22 protein-coding genes are annotated in these 24,519 nt (G+C 64.8%); 15 read left to right on the top strand and 7 right to left on the bottom strand.

Annotated features, from left to right (window positions below):
• Positions 1 to 68 precede the first annotated feature (68 nt).
• The 4 genes from QTI68_RS10530 (at position 69) to QTI68_RS10515 (ending at position 4,122) form a co-directional block, all read left to right on the top strand.
• Positions 69 to 1,343, top strand: coding sequence for an acyl-CoA dehydrogenase family protein (locus QTI68_RS10530; protein ID WP_286521402.1), 1,275 nt, complete (start codon positions 69 to 71; stop codon positions 1,341 to 1,343).
• Positions 1,344 to 1,357: 14 nt separating this feature from the next.
• On the top strand, positions 1,358 to 1,900 hold the full coding sequence (locus QTI68_RS10525) for a flavin reductase family protein (RefSeq protein ID WP_286521400.1): 543 nt from the start codon (positions 1,358 to 1,360) through the stop codon (positions 1,898 to 1,900).
• Between the two features lie 313 nt (positions 1,901 to 2,213).
• Positions 2,214 to 3,161, top strand: a complete 948-nt coding sequence (locus QTI68_RS10520; protein ID WP_286521399.1) for a tripartite tricarboxylate transporter substrate-binding protein — start codon at positions 2,214 to 2,216, stop codon at positions 3,159 to 3,161.
• A 4-nt stretch (positions 3,162 to 3,165) separates the two neighbouring features.
• Complete coding sequence (locus QTI68_RS10515) at positions 3,166 to 4,122, top strand: fumarylacetoacetate hydrolase family protein (protein ID WP_286521396.1); 957 nt, start codon at positions 3,166 to 3,168, stop codon at positions 4,120 to 4,122.
• Positions 4,123 to 4,266: 144 nt separating this feature from the next.
• Here the strand turns inward: QTI68_RS10515 and QTI68_RS10510 are convergent, their stop codons facing one another.
• A complete protein-coding gene (locus QTI68_RS10510) occupies positions 4,267 to 5,373 on the bottom strand; it encodes a Bug family tripartite tricarboxylate transporter substrate binding protein (RefSeq protein ID WP_286521394.1) in 1,107 nt (368 codons plus the stop codon).
• 165 nt (positions 5,374 to 5,538) lie between these two features.
• On the opposite strand from QTI68_RS10510, the gene QTI68_RS10505 reads away from it, so the two are divergent.
• The 5 genes from QTI68_RS10505 (at position 5,539) to QTI68_RS10485 (ending at position 11,807) form a co-directional block, all read left to right on the top strand.
• A complete protein-coding gene (locus QTI68_RS10505) occupies positions 5,539 to 6,579 on the top strand; it encodes a Bug family tripartite tricarboxylate transporter substrate binding protein (RefSeq protein ID WP_286521392.1) in 1,041 nt (346 codons plus the stop codon).
• A 145-nt stretch (positions 6,580 to 6,724) separates the two neighbouring features.
• Complete coding sequence (locus QTI68_RS10500; RefSeq protein ID WP_286521391.1) at positions 6,725 to 8,197, top strand: aldehyde dehydrogenase family protein; 1,473 nt, start codon at positions 6,725 to 6,727, stop codon at positions 8,195 to 8,197.
• A 69-nt stretch (positions 8,198 to 8,266) separates the two neighbouring features.
• Positions 8,267 to 9,241: a tripartite tricarboxylate transporter substrate binding protein gene (locus QTI68_RS10495; protein ID WP_286521390.1), complete on the top strand. Its 975-nt coding sequence runs from the start codon at positions 8,267 to 8,269 to the stop codon at positions 9,239 to 9,241.
• A 22-nt stretch (positions 9,242 to 9,263) separates the two neighbouring features.
• On the top strand, positions 9,264 to 11,039 hold the full coding sequence (locus QTI68_RS10490; RefSeq protein ID WP_286521388.1) for a thiamine pyrophosphate-binding protein: 1,776 nt from the start codon (positions 9,264 to 9,266) through the stop codon (positions 11,037 to 11,039).
• Between the two features lie 6 nt (positions 11,040 to 11,045).
• A complete protein-coding gene (locus tag QTI68_RS10485) occupies positions 11,046 to 11,807 on the top strand; it encodes a maleate cis-trans isomerase family protein (protein WP_286521387.1) in 762 nt (253 codons plus the stop codon).
• Between the two features lie 73 nt (positions 11,808 to 11,880).
• On the opposite strand, the gene QTI68_RS10480 is transcribed toward QTI68_RS10485, so the two are convergent.
• From QTI68_RS10480 to QTI68_RS10470, 3 genes are all read right to left on the bottom strand, one after another.
• The gene (locus QTI68_RS10480; protein ID WP_286521385.1) at positions 11,881 to 12,837 is read right to left on the bottom strand and encodes a Bug family tripartite tricarboxylate transporter substrate binding protein; all 957 of its coding nucleotides are present in this window, start codon (positions 12,835 to 12,837) and stop codon (positions 11,881 to 11,883) included.
• A gap of 32 nt (positions 12,838 to 12,869) precedes the next feature.
• Positions 12,870 to 13,796: an ABC transporter substrate-binding protein gene (locus QTI68_RS10475; protein ID WP_286521384.1), complete on the bottom strand. Its 927-nt coding sequence runs from the start codon at positions 13,794 to 13,796 to the stop codon at positions 12,870 to 12,872.
• A 223-nt stretch (positions 13,797 to 14,019) separates the two neighbouring features.
• Positions 14,020 to 15,381, bottom strand: coding sequence for a citrate synthase (locus QTI68_RS10470; protein ID WP_286521382.1), 1,362 nt, complete (start codon positions 15,379 to 15,381; stop codon positions 14,020 to 14,022).
• A 134-nt stretch (positions 15,382 to 15,515) separates the two neighbouring features.
• Between QTI68_RS10470 and QTI68_RS10465 the strand changes: the two genes are divergently transcribed.
• Positions 15,516 to 16,388: a polysaccharide deacetylase family protein gene (locus tag QTI68_RS10465; RefSeq protein ID WP_286521381.1), complete on the top strand. Its 873-nt coding sequence runs from the start codon at positions 15,516 to 15,518 to the stop codon at positions 16,386 to 16,388.
• Between the two features lie 51 nt (positions 16,389 to 16,439).
• The gene (locus QTI68_RS10460) at positions 16,440 to 16,958 is read left to right on the top strand and encodes a cupin domain-containing protein (protein WP_286521379.1); all 519 of its coding nucleotides are present in this window, start codon (positions 16,440 to 16,442) and stop codon (positions 16,956 to 16,958) included.
• 30 nt (positions 16,959 to 16,988) lie between these two features.
• Here the strand turns inward: QTI68_RS10460 and QTI68_RS10455 are convergent, their stop codons facing one another.
• The 3 genes from QTI68_RS10455 to QTI68_RS10445 all read right to left on the bottom strand — a co-directional run bounded on the left by QTI68_RS10455 (position 16,989) and on the right by QTI68_RS10445 (position 21,174).
• Positions 16,989 to 18,278, bottom strand: a complete 1,290-nt coding sequence (locus tag QTI68_RS10455) for a citrate synthase (RefSeq protein WP_286521377.1) — start codon at positions 18,276 to 18,278, stop codon at positions 16,989 to 16,991.
• Positions 18,275 to 19,762 (bottom strand): NAD-dependent succinate-semialdehyde dehydrogenase, encoded by a 1,488-nt coding sequence (locus QTI68_RS10450; protein WP_286521376.1) that lies wholly within the window; start codon positions 19,760 to 19,762, stop codon positions 18,275 to 18,277. The genes QTI68_RS10455 and QTI68_RS10450 overlap by 4 nt, the downstream gene beginning before the upstream one ends.
• A gap of 98 nt (positions 19,763 to 19,860) precedes the next feature.
• A complete protein-coding gene (locus QTI68_RS10445; RefSeq protein WP_286521375.1) occupies positions 19,861 to 21,174 on the bottom strand; it encodes a citrate/2-methylcitrate synthase in 1,314 nt (437 codons plus the stop codon).
• A 136-nt stretch (positions 21,175 to 21,310) separates the two neighbouring features.
• On the opposite strand from QTI68_RS10445, the gene QTI68_RS10440 reads away from it, so the two are divergent.
• The 4 genes from QTI68_RS10440 to QTI68_RS10425 are packed head-to-tail and all read left to right on the top strand — an operon-like array spanning position 21,311 to position 24,519.
• Entirely contained in the window at positions 21,311 to 21,835 is a 525-nt protein-coding gene (locus QTI68_RS10440; protein ID WP_286521374.1) for a carboxymuconolactone decarboxylase family protein, read from the top strand.
• Between the two features lie 19 nt (positions 21,836 to 21,854).
• On the top strand, positions 21,855 to 22,979 hold the full coding sequence (locus QTI68_RS10435; RefSeq protein ID WP_286521373.1) for a cupin domain-containing protein: 1,125 nt from the start codon (positions 21,855 to 21,857) through the stop codon (positions 22,977 to 22,979).
• A complete protein-coding gene (gene dapA, locus QTI68_RS10430; protein WP_286521372.1) occupies positions 22,976 to 23,875 on the top strand; it encodes a 4-hydroxy-tetrahydrodipicolinate synthase in 900 nt (299 codons plus the stop codon). The genes QTI68_RS10435 and dapA overlap by 4 nt, the downstream gene beginning before the upstream one ends.
• Positions 23,876 to 23,895: 20 nt before the next feature.
• Positions 23,896 to 24,519, top strand: a complete 624-nt coding sequence (locus QTI68_RS10425) for a flavin reductase family protein (RefSeq protein WP_286521370.1) — start codon at positions 23,896 to 23,898, stop codon at positions 24,517 to 24,519.

Genomic DNA, 24,519 nt, shown 5'->3' with positions numbered 1-24,519 from the left:
TTTGCAAGTGTTATGAATTTCAATGGAGGCCTCGAACGAATGCCACCCCAACCTCTTGGAGACTTCCCATGAACGACGTCGCAGCACCCTTCGCCCCATTCGCGCAGCTGAACCGGGTCGACCTTCCCGCACCGGGAAGAAAGTCACCGGTGGAAGGTGCGCCCCCGATCGAGCAATTAGTTGCGTCTGCAAGCGAATTGGTCCCCATGCTGCGCGCCAGGGCTCAACGGACCGAGGAGGACCGCCGTGTCTCCGACGAAACGACGCGGGCCTTTCACGACGCTGGCTTCTTCAAGCTGATGCAGCCTGCCCGATACGGTGGCTATGAGTACGGATTTACTGCGTTCATCGACGTCGTCAGCGAAATCGCACGCGGCTGCACTTCGTCTTCTTGGGGATGTTCGCTGGGCGCCATTCACCAGTGGCTGGTCGGAACCTTCCCTGAGCAAGCGCAGGACGACGTATGGGGCAGCGATCCCCAAGCGATCGTCTGTGGCTCATACGCGCCGGCCACGATGGCGGAGAAGGTCGATGGCGGATATGTTGTGCAGGGCAAATGGCTGTTCGCCTCCAACGTCGACAACTCCCAATGGGCTCTCCTGGGGGTCCAGTTTCCGCCCGAAGAAAAGGGCGCCTCGCCGACGGCGGGGTTCCTGCTGGCACCGCGCTCGGACTGGTCGATCGAAGACAACTGGCATGTCGCCGGCCAGTCAGGGACCGGCTCGAAGGGCGTGGTGATCGACAAGCCGACGTTCATTCCGGGACACCGCAAGCTGACGTTCGCCGAAGCCTCCTCCAACAACCCTCCGGGCGCGCGAGTCAACTCGAATCCGATCTACCGGATCCCCTTTCTGTCGGCCGTTCCCGTCTGCCTTGTGTCGCCGATCCTCGGCACGGCGCAAGGTGCGGTGGACGAAATGATCCAGATGGCCGGTACGAGGGTGACGCGCGGTGCGGTGTCCGGAGGGGGTAACAGGCTCAGTGAGTTCTTCCCGGTGCAGTCCCGTTTGGCCGAAGCATCTGCCAGCGTCGATGCAGCGCGGCTGCTGCTCTACCGGGACACGGCGCAGGTCGAACAGATGGCGCTAGATGGCCACATCATCAGCGTCGAACAGCGAATCCGCAATCGTCGCGACCATGCGTTCGCCGCGCGCCTGTCGCGCGATGCCGTGGAGGCCGTGTTCGCCAGCGTGGGGGGAGCAGGCTTGTCGCTCAACCAGCCGATTCAACGCATGTGGCGCGATGCGAATGCCATTTCGCGTCACATCAGCTTGAACTGGGACGCGGTCTCTTCGATGGTGGGGCAATACCTGCTCGGCCTGGAGCCCAAGGGTCAGTACTGAACGAGACACGAGCCATGTACTCCTGGGCACTCATCACGGGCGACGAAGCCGACACGGTCGACGCCCGCCTCCTGCGGCAGGCTCTCGGTGCATTCCCGACGGGCGTGTGCCTGGTGACCACCACGACGCCAGACGGCAAGCGCGAGGGCATGACGATCAACTCGTTCTCCTCGGTGTCACTGGACCCGCCCCTCATCCTGTGGAGCATTCGCGACGACACGCGCAGCGCCGACGCCTTCCTTGCGACGCGACCGTTCAACCTGAGTGTGCTGGGCGCCGGGCAGAAGGACCTGGCATGGCATTTCGCCAAACCCGCGGCCGACAAGTTCGAAAAGTTCGCGGACGCGTTCGAGGTGGGCTCGAATGGCTGCGCAAGGCTTTTCGACAGTGTGGCAACGTTCGAATGCTCAACCTATTCGCGCCATCAGGAGGGCGACCACACGATCATCCTCGGGCGCGTGGAACGGTTCTCTCGGACCGACACGCCGCCCCTGCTGTTCCATTCAGGACAGATGGGGTCGCTGTGGGAGTTGGCGGAGACCCTGGCTCGACCTTAGCCCGGCACCTCTTCGGCCTCGACAGCGACGCGCGCGCTTCAGGCCAATGGGGTCGCATTGACACAAAGAACGCCGGGCGCGAAGTCGATCTGCCCTGTCGCCATGCGCTCATGGTGTCGGGGATCGGCCGAAATGGCGGCGCAGCCTCAGAGATCCGTCAATCGACAAGTATAGACGTCAGCTATACCGAGGATTCATGCTATCTCTATGGATTGATGGCGACACCTATTGAAGAATCGCGATTCATCAGGAGACAAACATGACCCGATTTAGCGGACCTCGTACGTCGAAGCCATTCCAACCTCGGCGCCGAATGTTCCTGAAGGGCGCCGGTGCCGTATCGTTGTACAGAGCGCTGCCAGCCTTCGCGGCCACTCCCCTGCACGTGTACGTCGGTTTTCCGCCAGGCGGTGCCACTGACGTGATCGCCCGTTTGGTGACACGCCAGATGGGTGGGTTCGATGCGATCGTCGACAACCGTGCCGGAGCAGGTGGTCGTTTGGCGCTGGACGCCGCGATCCGGGCGAAGAACGACGGCGACTCGATCGTGGTCACGCCTGACTTCCCACTGACGGTCTTTCCCCATCTGTATCGCAAGCTGACCTACAACCCGCTTGTGGATTTTGTTCCAGTAGCCATGTGCGGCGTGTCCGAGTTCGCACTCTGCGTGGGTCCGGCCGTGCCCAAGGAAGTAACAACCGTCGGTGCGTTCCTGCAATGGTGCCGCGACAACCCGAAGAAGGCGTTGTTTGCATCGCCTGCTCCAGGATCGACCCCTCACTTCACTGGCGTGATGCTGGCAACTGCCGCGAAGGTCGATCTCACACACGTGGGCTACAAGGGGGGAACCCAGGCCATGCAGGACCTCCTTGGTGGCCAGGTCCCCGCGAGCATCAACCCGGTCGCGGAGGTGCTGCCGCACATGGGAAGCGGAAAGCTTCGGGTGCTTGCGACCACTGGCCCCGAGCGATCGCGCTTTCTTCCCGATGCACCAACTCTGCGTGAATCCGGCTACCGAGACGTGGTGGTGCAGAGTTGGATCGCCGTGTTCGCTCCCGCAGGAACGTCGGAAGCGGCGGCCACCAGGTTGGAGAAGTCCATCAACGAGGCGTTGAAGAGCTCAGCGGTTGCCGAAGGGTTCGCGAAGTTCGGCATCGTCGTGGCACCAATGCCCAGGCAACGTGTGGCCGCGTTGGTCCAGGAAGACCTGCAGCGGTGGGCTGGCGTCGTGAAGGCCTCCGGTTTCGTGATCGAGGAGTAGACACTTGAAGTACCAGCTCTTCAGCTATGGGACACGCAGCATGTCGCGTGGTGGCATTCTGATCGACACCAACTGGCTGGACCTCTCGGTTGCAGCAAGCTGTATCGGGCGGGATGAACTGGCGGCGCTCTCTTCCGTTGACGCCCTGCTTCAGCGATGGGAGGCGGCGCAGCACGAACTGCGGCAGCTGGCACTCGCGGTGGCTGCCGATGAATCGGCCTTCTCCGAGGCGAAGCTCGATCCAACCCAACTCGCGTTGCTCGCGCCGCTGGTACGCCCCGGCGCCATCTATGCGGCCGGCGCGAACTATCGCGACCACGTCGAGGCGATGAGCCGGGCCCTCAACATGTCGCTGGTGCTCGATCCCAAGAGCGAGGGCATCGCACCGTGGCATTTCCTGAAGGCAGGCGTTGCCAATCTCTCGGGTCATCGGGGCGACGTTCCATTCCCTGCTCGAACGCAGCGCTTGGACTGGGAAGCGGAGTTGGCGGTGGTCATCGGGCGGCAGGCCTCCAGCGTCGCGGTCGACTCTGCACTCGCCCACGTGGCTGGCTACATGTGCGCGAACGATTTGTCGGCGCGAGACAACTTTCTGCGAGACAAGGCGGATCCGAGTTCCCCCTTCAGATACGACTGGATCGGGCACAAGTGCTTCAACGGATCCTGTCCACTCGGGCCCGTTTTCACTCCTGCCGAATTCGTGGGTTCTCCCGAAGACCTTGACATCAGACTGTGGGTCAATGGCGTCCTGCGCCAGGACTCGAACACCCGCAACCATCTGTACAGTGTCGCGGAACAGATCGCGCACTTGAGCGAACGAACTGACCTGTATCCCGGCGATGTGATTCTCACGGGAACGCCCGCGGGCGTCGGGATGGAAACTGGCACCTTCCTGAAGCGCGGCGACGTGACGAAGGTGTGGATCCAGGGTCTTGGTGAACTCGAGACCCGGATCGTCTGATTCCGTGATCGCCACCGGCTAGATTGCCCCCGGTGTCGGCACCCACAGCGATTGTGAAAATCCAGAGCTACCACTTCTGAAGCGAGACGGTAGTTTGGGTGATGGTGAGGATCATGCACGAAAGTCCGCTGATGACCGACTGCGTCACTGCGGCTCCATTCCCGTGGTCCTCGCAACCAGCGACCAAGCTGCATTCTCTCTACGAATAACGTCTGCATATGCCGGACCGGGCGTGAAGGTCGGGAAGATGGCCAGTTCCCTCAAGCGAGCGATGACGTCTGGATCTGACATGACCTTGCCGAGTGCCCCGATCATCGCTGCCAGCGCTTCCGTGGACATGTTCTTGGGACCCATCATGCCAAAGCTGCCCATTCCCTCTGTACCGGGCACAGTTTCGTTTGCCAGCTTGTAGCCTTCCAATCCGGGTAGAGGACTCGATGAAAAGACCGCCACTGGTGTTACCTTGCCGGCCTTGACGAGAGGCAAGAGCGCCGCGATGCCGTCGATGTAGTAAGAAGCATCCCCACTCATTAGTGCTATCGGACCGGAAGATGGCGAGAAGCCCACCACGGAAAACCCCCCCTGGCTGCGCCGGGCAAAGTTCTCGGCCATCATGTGGCCAGTCGACCCTGGCCCGACGTGACCCAGAACAACACTGCCCGGTCGCTCCTTGGAGTAGCGGATGATCTCGGGAAGCGTCTTTGCTGGCACTCCGGGAGAAGCCGCCAGCATGAAGCTGGTTTCGGCCAGTCCGGCAATCGGCGTGAAGTCGCGCAGCACGTCATAGCGGACCGACTTGACCATCAGCGGCGTGATGACGGACACGCCCGTGAACATGAACATCACCGTGTGGTCGTCGCGCGGCGCCATTTCCATTGCCTGAACGCCGACGATGCCTCCGGCGCCAGGGCGATTCTCGATGACCACCGGCTTGCCCAACTGCTGCGTGAGCTTGTCGGCGACCAGTCGCGCCATCGCATCGGGTACCGAGCCCGCGCCTACAGGCAGGATCATCTTCACTGGTTGGCGCGGCCAGTTCTCGGCGAAAGCGCAGGGCGTGAAGACACTCATTCCTAGCACGCTGCTAAGCAGGCGGATCAGGCAGGAACGACGAGTGGATGGAGTCATGGTAGTGAGAAGCAGAAGTGGATCGTCGGCAAGTGGCTCACGGTGAGCCCTGATGCGGTGCGTGAATTTATGCAGCACCCTTGGTCCGGTCCAGCTTGATTGCCGCTCAATACAGGAAAGCATGGGTTTGACGCTCCAGACAGCTTCGGGAGGGACGTTGATTTGCTTATCAAGATTGACCGAGTCGCGTCGTGCAAACGACAGTCGATGGCGGCTGACACAGTTTGGCCGTCGTCCGGACGTCGTGCATCTCCGGGCGCCCGAAGCAGACAGACAAGGAGACATTGAGTGCCCGATCGTTTTAGTCCTGAACAGCAAGCTGCCGTTGGCAATCGCGTCTTGTGCGTGCACCACAGGCGTCGGCGAGTCATCGCTCTCGCGCTGGCGAGCGTAACCGTGGCGTGGTTGGGTGTCTTGGCGCCAGCCCACGCGCAGGAGTTTCCGAGTCAGCCGATCAAGCTGGTCGTTCCGCTGACACCTGGCGGAAGCAACGATGTGCTCGCCCGTACGCTGGCAGAGAAGCTGAGCGGGCTATGGCATCAGAGTGTGATCGTGGAAAACCGCCCAGGCGCCAGCGGTAACATCGGCGCTGACGCCGTCGCGAGAGCCCCCGCAGGCGGCCACACACTGCTGGTGGCGCCAAACAACGTGTTCGTGGTGAATCACTCGTTGTCGCCGCGGCTGGAGGCTGCCAAGGATCTGGCGCCGGTCACGCTGTTGGGCACGGTCCCCTTCGTGTTGGTCGCGGGCAGCAGCGCCAAGGTGGGCTCGGTCAAGGAACTGATCGAACTCTCGAAGTCGCGGCCGGCAGGCCTGTCGTATGCATCTTCCGGCATCGGGAGTCCTCATCATCTGGCGGCGGAGATGTTCCGGTCGATGACCGGTGCCCGCATGACGCATGTGCCTTACAAGGGCGGGGCGCCAGCGATCGTCGATCTTCTTGGCGGGCAGGTCGACGTGCAGTTTGGCGCGATCAACCAACTGCTGCCGCACATTCGCGATGGCAAGCTCAAAGCGCTGGCCATCGTGGGCAACGAGAGGGTTCCGCTGGTGCCGGATGTGCCCACGCTCGCCGAGGCCGGCGTACCAGGTTGGCAGGGCGAGGTATGGGTGGGTCTGGCCGCGCCGCCTCGCACGCCGCCGGCGATCATCGAGCGTCTCAACCGCGACGTGCGCAAGGTTTTGGCGCAGCCCGAGGTTCAAGCACGAATGGCCGACCAGGGCATCGTCTTGAAGGGCAGCACTATCGCGCAAATGGCGCAGACCATCGAGGACGACACGAAGCGCTGGGCCGAGGTCATCAAGGAGGCGAACATCAAGGCGGAGTAGCCGGCTTGGAGAAGCCATTCGACTGAACTTTCCCGCGTCGCATGCTCTAGTGGATCGCTTAATCAAGATTGACCAACTCTGCGCCCTGATTGAAAGTGCAGCCCTGCCGTGCGGATTCCCTCGCGCGGCGTAGCTGAAGGTCACCATGCGAGCGAACGAAATTCCTGCCGGCGTGCTGCCGGCGCACAATGCGCTGTTCTACGGCGGCGCCTGGCACGAGCCGCTGGAAGGCGGCTATGCCGACACCCTCAATCCGGCTTGCAATGAGCCGCTGTCGCAGGCGCCTGTCGCGACAGCCGCCGATGTGGATGCGGCGGTGCGCGCTGCCCAGGCTGCCTTTCCCGCCTGGTCGTGCATGCCTCCCGTTGAACGTGGTCGGCTCTTGAGGCAGGCAGCAGCGGTGCTGCGCGAGCATGCCTACTCCCTGGCGCAATTGGACGCGCTGAACAATGGCAATCCAGTGGCGATGTTGGCGCATGACGCGAACTTTGCGGCGGATGGCATCGAGTACTTCGCCGGCCTGGCCACTGAGATCAAGGGAGAAACCATTCCCATGGGGCCCGGTCACCTCAATTACACGGTGCGCGAACCGCTGGGTGTAGTAGCACGCATCGTGGCCTACAACCACCCCTTGATGTTCGCGGCCATGCGGATTGCCGCACCATTGGCCGCGGGCAATACGGTGGTGGTCAAGGCACCAGACCAAGCGCCCTTGTCCATCATCCGGCTGGGCGAACTCATCGGCGGATTGTTCCCGCCCGGCGTGGTGAATTTCCTTTGCGGCATGCGTGAATGCGGTGAGGCGCTGGCCCGCCACCCGCTGGTGCGCAAGGTGACGCTGATCGGAGGCGTGCCCACCGGCCGCGCGGTGATGAAAACCGCGGCCGACGGACTTAAACCCGTGCTGTTGGAACTGGGCGGCAAAAACGCTCTGGTCGCCTACCCGGACGCGGACCTTGAGAAGCTGGTGAACGGGATCGTCGGGGGCATGAACTTCTCCTGGTCTGGACAGAGCTGCGGATCGACCAGCCGCGTCTTCCTGCACGAGGACATTCACGACGAGGTGGTGAGGCGCGTTGCCGAACTGGTGCCGCAGCGCCACAAGCCGGGCGTGCCGTTGGACCCTGCCACGACTATGGGGTCGCTCGTGAGCGCGGCCCAACTCGACAAGGTGAAGGGCTTTGTGCGCTCGGCGCTGGATGAAGGTGCTCGCCTGGTGGTCGGGGGCAAGCAGCCTGACGATCCCGCACTGCGCAACGGCTTCTTCTTCGAGGCCACCGTCTTCGCGGACATGAAACCCGGCATGCGGCTGGCTCGCGAGGAGGTTTTCGGACCGATCCTGTCCGTCTTTCGCTGGCGCGACGAAGAGCAGTTGTGGCACGACGTCAACGACGTGGAGTTCGGCCTCACCGGCTCGATCTGGACGCGCAGCCTGGAGACGGCACACCGTGCGGTGCAGCGTATCCACACAGGATATGTGTGGATCAACAACACCAGCCAGCACTTCGTAGGCGCGCCTTTCGGCGGCGTCAAGAACTCGGGCATCGGCCGCGAGGAGTGCTTCGAGGAATTGCTGGAGTTCACCTACACAAAGAATGTCAACCTGAAGCTGGGCTGAAGGGGACCCCCTGCTAGCCCACCGACTCTGCGGCTGCCTGCCCGCAATACACGAACGCGAGACAACATCATGAAATTTCACACCCGCCTGCTAGGCGCCCTCACTCTCGCCGCGCTTGCTGCCGGCACCGCCGTCGCGGAGGCTCCCTTCCCGAGCAAACCGATCACTATCGTTGCAGCATTCCCGCCCGGGGGCGGCGCGGATGTCATCGCCCGTCTGATCGCACCCAAGCTGTCTCAGCGCCTCGGCCAGACTGTGATAGTAGACAACAGGGCCGGGGCGTCCGGCAACATAGCAACCGAGTACGTCGCTCGTGCGAAGCCTGACGGCTACACGCTCCTGATGAACAACAATACGCTGACGATCAATACAGCGCTGGGAATGCGCCAATCTTTCAACACCCAGAAAGACCTGAAGTTCATCGCCGCCATGGCGTCTACCCCGATCGCGATCGCGGTGCATCCCTCGCTTCCAGTGAAGACGGTGGATGAACTCGTCGCCTACGCGCGCCAGCAAGGTGGCAAGCTCACGTTCTCGTCCTGCGGCAACGGTACCGCGCAGCACTTCACCGGAGCGCGTTTCTCGCAGGTGGCCAAAGTGGACATGATCCACGTTCCTTACAAGGGCTGCTCGCCGGCGATCATCGACGGCATTGGTGGGCAGGTGCCAGTGCTGTTCAACACCGTGCCCAACCTGGACCCGCAAGTGCAGGCGGGCAAGCTTCGCTACATCGCGGTCGCCGCGCAACAGCGCCTGCCCTTCAAGCCTGACCTCCCGACGGTGGCCGAGTCCAAAGGCTTCCCGGGCTTCGATGCCGAGGTGTGGTTCGGCCTTATCGGGCCGGCCGCGATGCCGCCGGAAGTCGCCAAACGGCTCGAGGCCGAGGTGCTGGCCGTGATGCAAGACAAGGAACTGCAAAAGGCGTTCGCCGACCGGCTGGTTTCCACCCGCATTCTGGACAGTGCGCAGTTCGAGAAGCAGATCGCTCAGGACTTGGCGACATGGAAGCGGCTGTCCGAGGAACTCAAGGTCAAGCTCGACTGAAGCAAGGGGAGGTAGTTCCATCATGAATCGTTCCGACACATCGGCGCTTTCGGCCGTAGAAACCAACTTGCGCAGCTGGGGCAGCGACCACTTGGCCAACCTGCTGCGTCACATCGGCCTGGAATATGTCGCGCTCAACCCGGGGGCCAGCTACCGGGGCCTGCACGACAGCCTGGTCAACCACCTCGGAGACCAGAAGCCCCAGATGCTGACCGTGTTGCACGAAGAACATGCGGTGGCGATCGCCCACGGGTACGCCAAGGTCACTGGCAAGCCGATGGGGGCCATCCTGCATGCCAATGTGGGGTTGATGCACGGGTCCATGGCCATCTTCGATGCCTTCTGCGACCGCGTCCCGGTGCTGGTCTTCGGGGCCACCGGGCCGGTGGACACGGCCAAGCGCCGTCCCTGGATCGATTGGTTGCACACGTCGAAAGACCAGGGAGCACTGGTTCGCAGCTTCGTCAAGTGGGATGCTGAGCCCTCTTCGCTGGAAGGTGCCACCGAGGCGGTGGTGCGAGCGCGTCGCATCGCGACTACGGTGCCTTGCGGACCGACCTATGTGTGCTTCGACAGCGCATTGCAGGAGGCCTCCGCGGCCGAGCTGCCTGCCATGCCTGACCTGCGGCGCTACGAGCCTCCGGAGCCGCCAGCCGTCAGTGGCCCAAGCGTGCAGCGGCTGGCCCAGCGTCTCGCCGAGGCGCGCCGCCCGGTGATCCTCATGGGCCGAGTCAACCGCGACCCCGAGGCGTGGCAGCGCCGGGTGGCGCTGGCCGAGCGCTTGGGCGCCACGGTGCTTACCGATTTCAAGCTGGGCGCGGCCTTCCCATCGCGACACCCGCTGCACGGGCCGGCACCTGGCTACTTCCTCACCGAGCCGGCGCTGGCGTTGCTGCGCGAGGCAGACGTGGTGCTCAGCCTGGACTGGCTCGACCTGGCCGGTGCGCTGAAGGCGGCCTTCGGTACGCACCCAGTGGCACCGCATGTGGTGCAGGTGTCCCTCGATCACGTGCTGCACAACGGCTTCGGTGGTGAACACCAGGGCATGCCCTGCGCCGACACCTTCCTCGCCGCCGACCCCGACACCCTCGTGGCGCAGCTCCTGCCGCATCTGCCTGCCGCAGCGCCGCCAGCGACACGCCCACCGGCCGCCGCCACGCCGGCGATCAACGATCGCTACGAGGGCGACATGCCGCTGGCCACGTTTGCCCAGCTGGTGAGCGCGGCGCTGGACGCGGCACAGCCGGCGAGCCTGATACGCACCAACCTCGGCTGGCCAGGCGATGCCAAGGCTTTCGAGCACCCGCTGGACTATCTGGGGTATGACGGCGGCGGCGGTGTCGGCTCGGGCCCGGGCATGTGCGTGGGCGCCGCCCTGGCCTTGCGCGACAGCGGCCGCCTGGCCGTGGGTGTGCTGGGCGACGGCGACTTCCTGATGGGTGTCACCGCGCTATGGACGGCGGTGCGTTACCGCATTCCCTTGCTCGTCGTGGTGGCCAATAACCGTTCGTTCTTCAATGACGAGGTGCACCAGGAGAAAGTGGCGCAAGTGCGTGCACGGCCGGTGGAGAACAAGTGGGTGGGCCAGCGCATCGAAGGCCCCGATGTCGACATCGCCGGCATGGCGCGGGCACAAGGCGCGACGGCATGGGGTGGCCTGCAGACGGTGGCCGAAGTGCAGTCTGCGCTACGCGACGGGTTGCAGGCGGTGCGCGACGGCAAGGTGGCGGTCATCGACGTGCGCATTACGCGCGAGTACGCCAAGGCCATGGCCTCCGGCCTGACCCGGGGCGACTGAGCGCCGATGACGATGGCCGATCAGGAAGCGGCCGTCGCCGGGGGGCCCACGCTCGACTACGGCTCGCGCGGGACCATCGGGTTGCTGTTGCCTTCAGGCAATCAGGCGGCCGAGGTGCAATTGCGCGCCATGCTGCCGGCGGATGTGGGCCTGCGCACCACGCGGCTGAAGCTGACGGACAGTACTGAAGCCTCGCTGCTCGCCATGGCCGACAGGCTCGAAGAGGATGCGCGGCTCGTTGCCGATGCGCGCGTCGCGCTGGTGCTTTTCCATTGCACCGCGGTCTCGACCTACAGCGCCGAATTGGAGGGGGCGCTGCAGCGACGCATTGTCCAGGCCACCGGACTGCAGGCCGCCACCACCTCGCAGGCGCTGCTCGAGAGCCTGAAGGCGCTGGGTGCACGTCGTTTGGCACTGCTGTCTCCCTACGGCGAGTCGGTCATTGCTCGCGAGGCGGACTTTTTCCGGGCGCACGGCTTTGCCGTCGAATGCTGCGAGGGTCTGGGCTGTCAAACCGCCGACGAGATGATGGCGGTGAGCCCCTCGCAATGGTTCGAATTCGTTTCGCGGCGCATGCCGCAGCAGGCCGAGGTTGGCGTTCTGAGCTGCACCACGGTGCGCACGGCTGAGGTAGTCGACGCGTTGGAGCGGCGCATGGGCCGCCCCGTGGTGACCAGCAACACTGCCGCGGCCTGGTATGCCATGCGCCGGCTCGGCGTGCCGGATCAAGTGGCCGGCTTCGGGCAATTGCTTCAGTTGCCGGGCTGATGGTCGGCGTGAGGCCGCCATGGCCCTCACGCGGGCCGGCGCAGGTCGAGTTCGTCACCACGCGAGCGCGCAGTCAATCGAGCTTCAAGCCCAATTCCTTGATGAGTGGCACAAGGCGCGCGCTGTCGGCGCGCATGCGTTGCACCAAACCTTCCGGCGTGGAGGCGATGGGCTCGAAGCCGAGCGGCTCGATCAACTTGCGCACGTCAGGCCGCATCAGCACCGCTTTGGCGTCGGACTGGATCCGTTCGACGATCGCAGGCGGCGTGCGTGCCGGCGCCATGAGCCCGAGCCACACGCGCGCCTCGTAGTCCTTGAGGCCCAGTTCGTTCAGTGTCGGCACCTCCGGCAGGGCTGCGGCGCGCTCCAGGCCAGTGGTGGCCAGGGCATGCAACCTCCCTGAGCGGATGTGCTGCAGGTTGGCCGCGATGCCGTCGAAGCTGACCTGGATCTCGCCGCCCAGCAGCGCCTTGGCCACGTCGGGCCCACCCTTGTACGGCACGTGGTTCAGACGCACGCCGGCGGCGCGGTTGAACATCTCGCCGGCGAGCTGAGTACCGATGGTGCCCGAGCCGAAGTTGATCCGCTCCGGTGCGGCCTTGGCCTGCTCGATCAGCTGAGCAACGGTGCGTGCAGAGGTGGTGTCGTTGGCAACCAGCACCAGCGGCTGGATCGCAAGCAGTGAGATCGGCGCGAAGTCGCGCACCGGGTCGTAGGGCAGGCGCGAGAACAGCGCCGGGTTCATGGTCAGCGTGGAGTCGATGGGCAGGAACAGCGTGTGGCCGTCGGGCGCCGCGCGCGCGGCTTCCATCGCAGCGATGACCGTGGCGCCACCGGGCTTGTTGTCCACCACCACCGCCTGACCCCACCGATCGGCCAGCCCCTTTGCCAGTGCGCGGCCCAGCACGTCGGCGGGGCCACCAGGGGGGAAGGGTACGATCAGCCGCACCGTCTTGGACGGGAAAGCCGATTGCGCGCCGGCGACGGCGGCGCCCAGGGTAAGAAGTGCTGCCGCGCTCGCGCGAATCATGCGCCGGCGCGTGGCGGGAGAAGAAATGACGCTCATACGAGGGTGCACATCGGCAGCCCTTCGGCGGCCTGTGCCCTTGCCAGCAGTTCGAGGCTGACGTAACGGGTGACGTCATCGTCGTCGGGGATGGCCAGCGCCGCCTCGCGATCCCGTCGCATCATCTCCACGTCGGTAGCGATGGAGCGCCGGTCCAGGTGCAGGTCCACCGGCACGGCACCGCTCACGTGGTCTTCCCACGCGCGCTGCAGGTAGCGCCTGTCCATCAGCTGGTGGCCGGCGGCAACCTCGATGGCGGACGGCGCGTCCTCGGTCATCAGCGCGGAGCCGCGCAGGGTCGCGCGCAGGAAGCCCAACATCTCCTCGGGATGGCGATCGGCCCAGGACTGGCGGGCGTTGAGCGAGGTGAACTGGAAGTAGGGAATCCAGTCGGCCACCAGTCCGAGGTTGCGCAGGCCAGCGTCCTCGGCCATGTAGTTGTGCGGATCGGTCTGCATCGCGGCGTCGATCTCCCGGCGCATGAGCATGTCGTGTCGCGGTGGGACGACGACGCCACCGACCACGCGGTAGTCACCCGGCTGCAAGCCGTGGCGGGCAAGCAGGTCGATGAACAGCGAGGAGGTGCCGGCATTCAGGGCCGAGACTCCGATGGTCTTGCCGCGCAGGTCCTCGATGCGCTCAATCTCGGGCTGCACGATCAGCGAATGGGTGAGCCGATTGACGTTGCCGCCGAACATCCGCAGGTCTCCACCGGCAGCCGCGTCATGGATGACGTGCTCGGGCGAGCCCACGCCGATCTGGATCTCACCGGATTTCAGCGCCTTCGTCACTTCGACGATGCCGCCCATGTCGACAATCTCCACGTCCAACCCGAACTCCCCGTACCAGCCGCGCGCCAGCGCCAGCCAGTAGGGTACGTAGAAGAAGGCAGGAACGACGATGCCCACGCGCAGCTTCGTCATGGTGCCTCCCGCTCGGCACCGGGGTCGGTTGCTGACGATGCACTTGGCGCCGTGGATGGGAGATGGAAAAGGGACATGGCGGAATGAGTTGGGGTGTACGGATAGACGCGGCCAAGCGTAGACAGCGCTCTCGACATTGACAAGATTGATTAAGTAATCGCGACGTCCCAGGCCGCGCACACCGTCGCGCTTCGCGACGGGGCCCTTCCGGCCGGAGGCCCGGTCAGGTCGCGTCCAGAACCGCGCCGACGAACTTGGCACGGGGGCGCAGCAGCATTCCGGTCTGACGCTGTTCTTGGACGTGGGCCACCCAGCCTGCGGTGCGCGCGAGCGCGAAGAGCGCACCAGGCACCTGCCGTGCCAGGCCCAACTCGCGCGACAATGCCACCATGCCCAGTTCGTGGCGTGGGTGCGTGTCGAAGCGGGAAGCCATCTCGTCGACGAACTTCAGCAGCGCTCGTGAGGCGGAGGAGAGCGTCGGCCGACGCTGCAGCAAGGCCAGCAGGTATCGCCCGCGCGGATCGCCGCGCGGGTAGACGGGGTGCACGAAGCCCGGTACCACAGTGCCGCGACGTTGGCAGTCGGCGGCGCGCGCCAGCAGCACCGAAAGGTCGGGCGCGCCATCGAGAAATTCGTCCACACGGAGAAAGTGGCGACCAATGTCCTCTCCGCCGATGGCACACAGCCCCGAGGCCAGGCAGCTATGAAGTGCACTGCCGCCGGAGGCGCAGACCCGCGCACACAAGGTGCCGGGTGAGAGCTCATGGTCGGCCAGCAAGATGAGCATGGCCTCCAGCGCTTCGGCGTTCTCGTTCGAGGCTGACAGGCCCAGCGCTTGCAGCAGGCCCTCCACCACGCTCTGCCCAGCCTGCAGCGGTACGAAGCCTTGCGCCGGCCCGGCATAACCCATGCAGCCGGCCAGAGTCCGGATGACCGCGCGAGCAGCGTCGAAGCTGTTCGGTTCCTCGGGGCACTCCTCGCGGAACGCCGAGGTTCTGCTTTCGGAACCGGTGCTCACGCCCATCTGCAGAGTCACCAGCGAAAAGATCTCGTGCAACTGATCGGCTGCGCCGGCAGTGGCCAGTGCGCGGGTCAGGCGCATCAGCGGCGCTGCGGGCGCAGGCCCGGCCCAGGTCACCGGGTGGTCGTCGAGCAGGCCGCTCCACAGCAGCTCGGCCACCGATTCGAAACCTGAGCGACGCCGCGCCAGGTCGGCTGCGAGATGACCGCGGTAGCGCGGACCGAGCGGCGTGATTTCGGTGATGGTGGTAGGAACGATGGGTTCGCCCCAGTTCATTGCCGAGGCGGCCAGGGCGCCGTGGCCGGTGCGCGCCAGCGAGCGCAGCACCATGCGCTCGACGTCGGCACGCAGGTACAGGTGGTCCTTGCGATCGGCCTGGCGCATGCTGGCGATCAGGCCGCGGCTGACGTAGGCGTATAGCGTCTGCTGCCGGATGCCCAGCAGCTTCATTGCCTCCTTGGAATCGACATAGTCGCCGCGCCCAGCCTCCTGTTCGATCGTGCCCTCTGCAGTAGCTGTCGCGCCAGCTGCCGTTGGCACCCGGGCGTGTAGCAATGCATCCATCTCACTCGCTCCTGTGGTCCATGCCAGCATCTTGGGCCAGAGCTCGCGATCGTGCAAAGGCTTTTCGTAGGTTCGATGGAATTCACGGATTGAGTGCAAATCAAGATTGCTGGCTGTGCTGGCCGCCGATTTAATTGGCCGCTTACTCCCACCCAATGAGAGCCATGACGCAAAAGATTTTCTGGCCCGGCGGTGCCCGCCTGGTCATCTCGGTGTCGATGCAGATGGAAGCCGGCGCGCAGCCCGCGCTGGCGCCCTACAGTCCCTTTGCCGAGATGGATCCGCAGACCTCCAATCCGGCCGTTCAGAAGTGGTTCGAATACGGTCTGAAGGAGGGCATTCCTCGCCTGCTGGATATGTGGGACCGTAGAAAGATCAAGGTTACCTCGCACATGGTCGGCAAGGCGGTGGCGCGAAGTCCGGCGCTGGCCAAGGAGATTGTCCAGCGTGGCCACGAGGCGGCGGCGCACGGGTACGAGTGGTCACCGCACTGGCGCCTGACGCCCGAGGAAGAGCGCGCCTCGTACCAGGCCAACATCGACGCGATCGTCCAGGCCACCGGTACGCGGCCGATCGGCTTCAACGCCTTCGCCTTGCGCAACAGCGCCAACACCCTGGGCATCCTGCAGGAGATGGGCTTCCTGTACTACATCGACGACATCAGCCGAGACGAGCCATTCTCGGTAACGCTGAACGGCCGGCCTTTCATGGTGGTGCCCTACTCGCGGCGCAACAACGACATTGAGCGCTTTCACCATCACTCGTTGTCGATGCGTGACTACGTCTCGGATCTGAAGGACGAGTTCGACGTGCTGTACCGCGAGGGTGAGCATCGGCGCCGCCAGATGTCGTTCAGCACCCACGATCGCATTGCCGGGCAGCCAGGCATCAGCAAGGCGATTGAAGATTTCATCGTCTATGCACAGTCGCACCCCGGCGTCGCCTTCATGCGCAAGGACGAGATCGCCCGTTGGGCCGCCGAGCAGGATGACACACCTCGCGAATGAGGCTGGACTGGTTGCAGCGACCCGCGTTCCACGTTCTCACCATCGACAATCATGAATTCGACACCCTCCGCCGGATTTGCCCCCGTTGCCAACAGCGAAGCCGAGTGGCGCAAGGAGATGCAGAGGCTTGCGCAGTCGCGCGTGCCCAGCTTCTTTCATCTGCGCGCGCGCCTTCCCAAGCAGGGACGCACGAACCAAGTGTTGGGCGCTTCCAGTTGCATGAATGTCGTGCTCAAGACCTATGCAAGCGGCGGCGAGAACGAGCTGCACGCGCACGCCAATGAAGATCATCTGTTCGTGATCATGCAGGGCCGCGCCGTGTTCTACGGCCCGCGCGACGAGACGCGGGAGGTAGCGCGCAATGACTGCGTCCTCATCCCGGCGGGAGCGTTTTACTGGTTTCACGCCAGCGGAGACGAGCCATTGGTCTTGCTGCGTGTCGGCGCGACGCTTGATGCCGCCAAGGACGTGATGGCCCGCGTCGACGCCCACGGGCGGCCCTTCGATGGCTACTCCGAGAAGAACAAGGAACTGCCGCTGGTGCTCGATGAGCGCCGCGTCTTTGAGTGAGTGGTTCGTCGTGCACGGCGGTGGCGTGGTCTAGCACGTTGGAGCAGCCGGCGACTGAGGGACGTAGCGTGCGCGCGGACGCACCAGGAAGCCCGCCTGGCGCTGTTCACGCACATGCGCCACCCATCCTGCGCACCGGCCCAGCGCCATGATGGTCGCCGGCGCGCGCGGCGGCTGCTCCAGCGCGATACCAAGCGCTGCGAGGCCGACGCTCAGGCTGGGCTGGGCGCCCAGCGATTCATGTGCCGCCTTGACTGCGTCGCAGGCGCGACGTACGGCGGGCCGCCGTTCGGCCAGAGACTCGGCCAGATCAAGCAGGGCGCGTCCGCGCGGGTCGCCCTTGGGATACAGCGGATGGTCGTAGCCCGGCAGCGGCTCCTTGCGGCGTGCGCGCCCGACGAGGTCGTCCACATAGTCCCCCACCGAGCCGGCCTCACGCAGTAGGCGCTCGGCCAGATCGCAGCCGTAGCCCGTGAACAGACCCTCGAAGGCACCCAGTGCGGAGGTCATGCAGGAGTACAGATCCGCGCCAGCCGAAGCGGCGATGCGTGCGGCGAAGGTCGACGGCGCCAGCTCGTGATCGGCACAAAGTACCAGCGCGGCGTCTAACGCGCGCACGGCGTCGACTTGGGTGGACACCCCGAGAGCCCGCGCCAGGCCGTGCGCGATCGGCTCGTCGGGGTGCAGAGGGCAGTAGCGCGGTTGCGGTCGCAGCAGGCCGAGGGCCGCCGTGGCCGCTTGCAGGATGGAACGGGCGGTGGCCAGGTCGTCGCGCTCCTCGGCCGCGGGCTCCACGTTCGCGCAGGCGGCCCAACCTTCGATGGCCAGCGCCAGCAGACGGCGCGAGGTGGTGTGGCGCGCTGCCGAACGCAGTGTTGCGACGAAAGCGGCATGACCAGGACCGGCGGTAGCGAGAGGCCAGGGCGTGCCCGCGGAGTCTGGCCGCTGCTGCCACAGCAGCTCGGCGCAGGCCTCGAAGGGCAGGCCATGTTCCACCATGGTGAGGGCCAGCCGGCCCCGGTAGCGCGGGCCTTCACGGGTGATCTCGGTGATGGACGAGTCGAGCACGGCGTCGCCACCCACGCGCAGTGCGCGCTGGGCAGCCTGGCCTGGCATGTTGTGCGCCCGGCCCCGCAGTTGCAGCGCTTCGATGTCCTCTCGATAGTAGAGGCTGAGCCTGCGCCGCTGCGGATTGACTGCGCGAATCAGCCCCCGGCTCACATAGGCATACAGGGTCTGCGGCTTGACACCCAGCACCGCCAGCGCCTGGCGTGCGTCCAACAGGTCGGATCGCACAGGCGCAGGCTGCTCGGGGTTCATGTCGGGACGCCGCCAAGGCAAACGTACTTGAGTTCCGTGTAGTCGTCCAACCCGTAGTGCGAGCCTTCCCGGCCGAGGCCCGACTGCTTGATGCCGCCGAAGGGCGCGACTTCAGTCGAGATGGCGGGCGTGTTGACGCCCACCATGCCGTACTCCAGCCGCTCGACGAAGCGGGTCAGACGACCGATGTCCGAGCCGTATACGTATGAGGCCAGACCGAAGATGGTTTCGTTCGCCAATCGCAGGGCCTCATCGTCGCCGACGAACGGAGTGACCGCCGCCACGGGGCCAAAGATCTCTTCCTTGAAGAGGCTCATGTGCTCATCCACGTCCACGACCAGCGTGGGCTGGTAGAAGTTGCCTCCCAGCTCGTGTGGCGCGCCGCCTTGCATCACGCGGGCTCCGCCTCGCATTGCGCTACCCACTAGCTCGCCAACCTTGTCGACTGCAGCGCGATCAATCAGCGGGCCGATGACAGTGCCGTCCTCGTGTCCGTCGCCCACTTGCAGCGTGCGCATGGCCGCGCCGAGTTTGGCGACGAAAGGCTCGAGCACCGCCCGGTCGACCAAGATCCGGTTGGTGCACACGCAGGTCTGTCCGGCATTGCGGAACTTGGAGGCGATGGCGCCCTTGGCAGCATCGTCCAGATTCGCATCGGCCAGTACGATGAAAGGTGCGTTGCCTCCCAACTCCATCGAGGTTTTCTTCACCGTGTCGGCGCACTGGCGCAGCAATTCACGGCCGACCTCGGTGGAGCCCGTGAAGGTCAGCTTGCGCACCTTGGGATTGCCGGTGAGCTCGGGTCCGAGCTCACGCGAGCTGCCGGTCACCACGTTGAAGACGCCGGCGGGCAGGCCCGCCCGCTGGCCCAACTCGGCCAGCGCCAGTGCGGTGAGCGGTGTCTGCGACGCCGGCTTGAGCACCATGGTGCAACCGGCTGCCAGCGCGGCCCCTGCCTTGCGCGTGATCATGGCGGCGGGGAAGTTCCATGGCGTGATGGCTGCGCACACGCCGATGGGTTCGCGCAGCACGGTGATGCGCTGGTCAGCGGCTGGAGCCGGGATGACATCGCCGTACAAGCGCTTGGCTTCCTCGCCAAACCACTCGATGAACGAGGCCGCATAGCGGATCTCGGTGCGTGCCTCGGTCAGAGGCTTGCCTTGCTCGCTGGTGAGGATCCATGCCAGATCGTCGGCATGCACTTCCATCAGGTCGTACCACGCGCGCAAGAGCCTCGCCCGGTCCTTGGCGGGTCTTGCGCGCCAGGCGGGAAGAGCGGCTTCGGCGGCGTCGATGGCCTGGGTGGCGGCGGCGCGCGGCAGGTCGGGCACTCGGGCAATGACACGCCCTGTGGCTGGGTCGTCGACGTCGATCATTCGTGCCGCATCGGCCACCCATTCTCCGCCGATCAAACAGGCGGTGCGAAGAACGGAGCGGTCCTTCAGGTGGTCGAGAGGGCCGGGCAGGGCGTTGGCGGTTTGCATGTCAGCTTTCTTCTGGATGGCAAGCGGCCTGCGATCCGGCCGACACGACATGCTAGCGGGGGCTGTCACATTGATCTAGATTGATAAAGTAATCGATATCAAGCATTGCTTCCGTTGGTGCGAGGGCCCACATAGCGAGCCCGAGGCCGTACCATGAAACCGGCCTGTCGCTGCTCGATGACGTGCGCCACCCATCCGGCCACGCGCGACAGCGCCCAAAGGGCCGAAGCCGCGCGCTCCGGCAGGCGCAGTGCCATCGCCAGTGCGACCAGGCCCACCTCCAGGCTCGGCTGGAGATCGAAACGCTCCTCGACGCTCTCGACAAGGCGCACGATGGGTTCAGCCGAGGGCCCGGTGGCCGCCGCCAATGCCAGCAGCCGACGAGCGCGTGGGTCTCCCTTGGGGTAGGCCCTGAGGTTGTAGCCGGGGATACGTCCACCGTTGCGCTCGATGTTCGACATCAACGCGTACATCTCGTCGGGATCCCGAGCGCTGCGCAGCAGGGCTTCGCTGCGGTCGCAGCCGCCCGCCAGAAAGGTGCCCGAATGCGTGGCGAGAGCAGCCTGCACGCAGGCACGCAGCTCGCAACCACAGGAGGCTGCTACCCGGCCCGCCAGGGTGGACGACGACAGCTCGTGGTCGGCGCACAGGATGAAGGCCGTGTTGACTGCGCGCAGTTGCTCGGGCTTGGCTGGCGCACCCAATGCGGACAGGAAGACCTCGGCCATCGGGCTACCTTCGGGCGCTGTGGTGGCGAAGCGGTGCGGCGGCCCCATCAGCCCCAGGGCGCCGGTGAAGGCCAGCATCAGCGATCGCGTGTCGGGGATGGTGGAGCCGCGCTCGAAGTCAGGCCGTTGCTGGCCGTCTACCGCCAGCAGTCCCGTGGCGACCGACATGATGCGCAGGCAGTTCAGCCCCGGCGCGTCGCGCAGCGCCGTGCTCAAGCGGCGTACGAAGTTCTGCGGCAAGGTCGGAGGATCCCAGTGGCTGAGCTGCGGCATGTCGATGCCGCTCCAGAGCAGCTCTGCCACCGACTCGAAACTGCGGCCGCTGTCTGCCAACATGTGGGCGGGCCGACCGCGGTATACCGGCCCGTCCTCCGTCAGATCGGTGATCGCGGTGTGGAACACGGGCTGGCCCCAACTCAGCACCGCCTCCACCGTGTCCGGCATGCCGGCGCGCCCGCCCATGCGCTGCCCGGCGCGCTCGACGTCCTCGCGGTAGTACAGGCGGGCGCGACTGCCAGGCTGCAAGATGGACCGGATGAGTCCGCGGCTCACGTACGAGTACAGCGAGGCGGTCTTGATCCCGAGGGCTTGTGTGGCTTGTTCGGCGGTGACGTAGTTCTGCGCCGTTCCATGCTTTGGTGGCAGGGGAACCCGCTTGACTTGGTTCTTCTTCGAGGTGGTCATTAGCTTGACTACTTAATCCAGATTGATCAATCTTATGAGCCTCCCTATGCTTCGGCAAGCGCGCGGCGAACCGTCGGCCGGCGGCACAAGGAGTGACATGGACATGGATTGGATTCCCCGGCTCGAGCGCGACGCGATGGCGCCCATGCTGACGGAGTATTTGGAACCCCGCATCAAGCGGCTGGGCTACCTGGGTGAATGGTTTCGCTGCGCAGGGCATGCACCGGAGGTGCTGCTGGCCTTCCTGAAATTCACCGACGCGCTGAAGGACGCGCTGCCGCTCAAGGTGTCCGAGGCGATCGTGCTGACCGAGGCCACGTTGCTGAACAACGGCTACGAGAAGAATCAGCATGAGCGGCTGTCGGTGCGAAGCGGCTTCGGCCGTGACTGGGTGGCCGACGTGGAGCGCCTGTCGCCTGACTCGGCGACGCTGATGACGCCGGGCGAATGCGCGGCGCAGCGCTACGTGCTGGCTGCGCTGGCCGGTGACCTGCCGCGCACGCGCCTGGCTTTCGACGCGTTGTCGGCCCATTTCAGCCCGGGCGCGGCCATCGCCATTCTCATGCTCGTGGGCCGCTATTGGACCCATGCGCTGGGCGTGAATACCCTGGACTTGGCGCCGCCGGTGCCGTCCATTTTCGAAGACGGCTTCACCGCATGAGGCCAAGGAGCTCCTGAGAATGAACAACCTGAGAAAAGACTTCAGTCACGCGGAAGGCGTGTTTATCGATCGCACCGGCTTGCACGCCGAGGACCGAAACAACTACTGGGCGCCCATCGTCATCACAAAAGAGCAGATCGAGGCCGAAGTCGAGCGCCTGGCCTCGTTGCCACGACCGGCCAATGGCCGACGCGAGTCGCTGATCGTGCATCCCAGTGCACCGGCCAACGCCCCCGGGCTGGCGCCCGGCATCGAGGTCAAGCTGCAGGTGCTGAAACCCGGCGAGCGAACCGTGGCATTCCGCCACAACGCCACGGAGGTCAACTTCTGCATTCGTGGCAGTGGCCGCACGGAAGTGGCTGGCCGGTCGGTCGCGTTCCGACAGTATGACGTGTGGAACCACCCGTCTTTCTCGAGCTACGTGCACATCAACGACGGCGACGACCTGCAGGTGCGCTTCACGTACTCAAACGCGCCCTTGCTGAAGAACATGCAGATCTACCTGCCCGAAGACAACCCAGGGCCGGCTTCGGTGTATGGCGAGAGTGCGGAGGCCCAGGCGGATCCGCGCCGCAAAAGCCCATTCGGGATGATTCCGCTGGGCGACGAGGGTGGCATGCTCATGCCCTACGAGACGCTGATCAACCCGACCGCGGTGGAGTCCAAGTCCTTGCACTTTCCCTGGGTCGATGTCAAGGCCGAACTGGACAAGCTCTACGCCTTGGGCAAGGACTACATCGGACGGCGTCTCTACATGATGTACAACCCGATGACTGGGCGCTTCAATGGCATTACGCCCAACTTCTTCGCGACGATGACGATCAGGCCGCCCAAGATCGTCGATCGGCCGCACCGCCATGTCTCAGCTGCCATCAACTACTACTTCCACGGGACCGGCTTTTCCAACGTGGCCGGCAATCGCTATGAGTGGAAGGCTGGCGACCTGATGCTGTCGGCACCGGGCTGGGCGGTGCACAACCACGCTTCGCACGACGTCGACCAGGTCTACGAGTTGACCGTGCAGGATCAGCCGTTGAACATTTACATGGAGTCGCTGCTGTGGCAGGAGGACATGCATCACCCGGCCGCACTGCTCGGTTCGCAGGCCGGTTTCACCACCAATCGCGACAAGGCCGCCGCATGATGACGCTCAAACCCGACTTCCTGGTCGGTTCCATTCCACCCATCGTCACACCGTTCAAGAATGGCGAGGTCGACTACGACAAATATGCAAGCCTGCTGGAGTTCCAGATCGCCAACGGAACCCACGGAATCCTGGTAAACGGCACGACCTCCGAGCCGTCCACGCTGACGGTCGATGAGCGCAACCAGCTGGTGGAGCTGGCAGTCGAGACAGTCAAGGGTCGGGTGCCGGTCGTGGCTGCAACCGGCTCGCAGTCGCACGCCGAAACGGTCGCACTGACCGAGTTTGCGACCAAGGCTGGCGCCGACGCGTTGTTGATCGTCACGCCCTATTACATTCGCCCGCCGCAGCGCGGGTTGGTGGAGTACTACGCCGACTTGGGCAAGCGCACCGACTTGCCGATGATGATCTACCACATCCCTGGCCGCGCGGCGGTCAACGTGGAACTGTCCACGCTCCAGCAGATCTGCGAGCGCGTGCCCACGCTGGTGGGCATGAAGCATGCGGTCAACGACCTCGGCTTCGTGACCCAGATGCTCGCAGCCATGGGGCCGCAGTTCCGCGTGTTCGTTGGACTGGAGGAGTTCTCTTTCCCGATGATGGCGGTGGGTGCCTGTGGTCTCATGAACGCGGTGGCGAACATTGCGCCTCGCAAGGTTGCCGACCTGGCGAACGCCACAGCCGCCGGCAACTTGGAACTGGCCCGCCGGCTGCACTACGAGCTGTTCGAACTCAACCAGGCGGTCTTCTACGACACCAACCCCATCCCGATGAAGTACATGATGAAGCGGTTGGGACTGCTCTCGACCAATGAGCACCGGCTTCCAATGCTGAGCGCCTCGCCCGAACTCGAGAAGCGACTTGACGGCGTGCTGCAGAAGGCCGGGCTGATCTGACAGACCAGCGAAAGGCGCCGATGTACATTGAGACCTCAGACCCCACGTACAAGACCAGTCTGTTCAATGCGATCGTGGCCCCGCGCCCGATTGGCTGGATCAGCACCTTGGATGAGACCGGCGCTCCCAATCTTGCGCCGTTCTCCTACTTCAACGGCATGTCAGCCACGCCGCCGATGGTGATGTTCGCGTGCAACCAGCCGGCTGACCGCGATGAGAAGGATACGCTGAACAACGTGCGACGAACCGGCGAGTTTGTCGCAAACCTCGCCACCTACGCATTGCGCGAGGAAATGAACGGCAGCTCGGCGACCGTGCCGCATGGAGTCGATGAGTTCGAACTGGTGGGATTGGCAAAGGGCGCTTCGCGCTGTGTCAAAGCGCCTCGCGTGGCTGCGTCGCCTGTGGCAATGGAGTGCCGCCTGCTTCGCGTGATCGATTTCGAGCCGGAGGCCGCCGGCGAGCGCCGAAGCAGCGTGGTGTTCGGCCGAGTTCTCGCGCTGCACATCGACGACGCGTATCTCGACGAGGCGGGGCGCTTCAACATGCTCAAGGCGCGTCCCCTGGCTCGGCTGGGTGGCTTTACCTACCTTGCCGTGGGCGATGTGTTCGAGATGGGACGACCCAAGGTCGCGGCGGGCTGA

Source organism: Variovorax sp. J31P207 (assembly GCF_030316965.1).
Taxonomy (GTDB): domain Bacteria; phylum Pseudomonadota; class Gammaproteobacteria; order Burkholderiales; family Burkholderiaceae_C; genus Variovorax; species Variovorax ginsengisoli_B.
Note: the sequence above shows the minus strand (reverse complement) of the source record. Positions and strands in the feature narration are given on the sequence as shown.

Excerpts from the sequence above, each read along its gene's own strand:
- QTI68_RS10530 (WP_286521402.1), top strand. The coding sequence starts at position 69 with ATGAACGACGTCGCAGCACCCTTCGCCCCATTCGCGCAGCTGAACCGG.
- QTI68_RS10525 (WP_286521400.1), top strand. The coding sequence starts at position 1,358 with ATGTACTCCTGGGCACTCATCACGGGCGACGAAGCCGACACGGTCGAC.
- QTI68_RS10520 (WP_286521399.1), top strand. The coding sequence starts at position 2,214 with ATGTTCCTGAAGGGCGCCGGTGCCGTATCGTTGTACAGAGCGCTGCCA.
- QTI68_RS10510 (WP_286521394.1), bottom strand. The coding sequence starts at position 5,373 with ATGCTTTCCTGTATTGAGCGGCAATCAAGCTGGACCGGACCAAGGGTG.
- QTI68_RS10500 (WP_286521391.1), top strand. The coding sequence starts at position 6,725 with ATGCGAGCGAACGAAATTCCTGCCGGCGTGCTGCCGGCGCACAATGCG.
- QTI68_RS10495 (WP_286521390.1), top strand. The coding sequence starts at position 8,267 with ATGAAATTTCACACCCGCCTGCTAGGCGCCCTCACTCTCGCCGCGCTT.
- QTI68_RS10490 (WP_286521388.1), top strand. The coding sequence starts at position 9,264 with ATGAATCGTTCCGACACATCGGCGCTTTCGGCCGTAGAAACCAACTTG.
- QTI68_RS10485 (WP_286521387.1), top strand. The coding sequence starts at position 11,046 with ATGACGATGGCCGATCAGGAAGCGGCCGTCGCCGGGGGGCCCACGCTC.
- QTI68_RS10480 (WP_286521385.1), bottom strand. The coding sequence starts at position 12,837 with ATGATTCGCGCGAGCGCGGCAGCACTTCTTACCCTGGGCGCCGCCGTC.
- QTI68_RS10475 (WP_286521384.1), bottom strand. The coding sequence starts at position 13,796 with ATGACGAAGCTGCGCGTGGGCATCGTCGTTCCTGCCTTCTTCTACGTA.
- QTI68_RS10470 (WP_286521382.1), bottom strand. The coding sequence starts at position 15,381 with ATGGATGCATTGCTACACGCCCGGGTGCCAACGGCAGCTGGCGCGACA.
- QTI68_RS10460 (WP_286521379.1), top strand. The coding sequence starts at position 16,440 with ATGAATTCGACACCCTCCGCCGGATTTGCCCCCGTTGCCAACAGCGAA.
- QTI68_RS10455 (WP_286521377.1), bottom strand. The coding sequence starts at position 18,278 with ATGAACCCCGAGCAGCCTGCGCCTGTGCGATCCGACCTGTTGGACGCA.
- QTI68_RS10450 (WP_286521376.1), bottom strand. The coding sequence starts at position 19,762 with ATGCAAACCGCCAACGCCCTGCCCGGCCCTCTCGACCACCTGAAGGAC.
- QTI68_RS10445 (WP_286521375.1), bottom strand. The coding sequence starts at position 21,174 with ATGACCACCTCGAAGAAGAACCAAGTCAAGCGGGTTCCCCTGCCACCA.
- QTI68_RS10440 (WP_286521374.1), top strand. The coding sequence starts at position 21,311 with ATGGCGCCCATGCTGACGGAGTATTTGGAACCCCGCATCAAGCGGCTG.
- QTI68_RS10435 (WP_286521373.1), top strand. The coding sequence starts at position 21,855 with ATGAACAACCTGAGAAAAGACTTCAGTCACGCGGAAGGCGTGTTTATC.
- dapA (WP_286521372.1), top strand. The coding sequence starts at position 22,976 with ATGATGACGCTCAAACCCGACTTCCTGGTCGGTTCCATTCCACCCATC.
- QTI68_RS10425 (WP_286521370.1), top strand. The coding sequence starts at position 23,896 with ATGTACATTGAGACCTCAGACCCCACGTACAAGACCAGTCTGTTCAAT.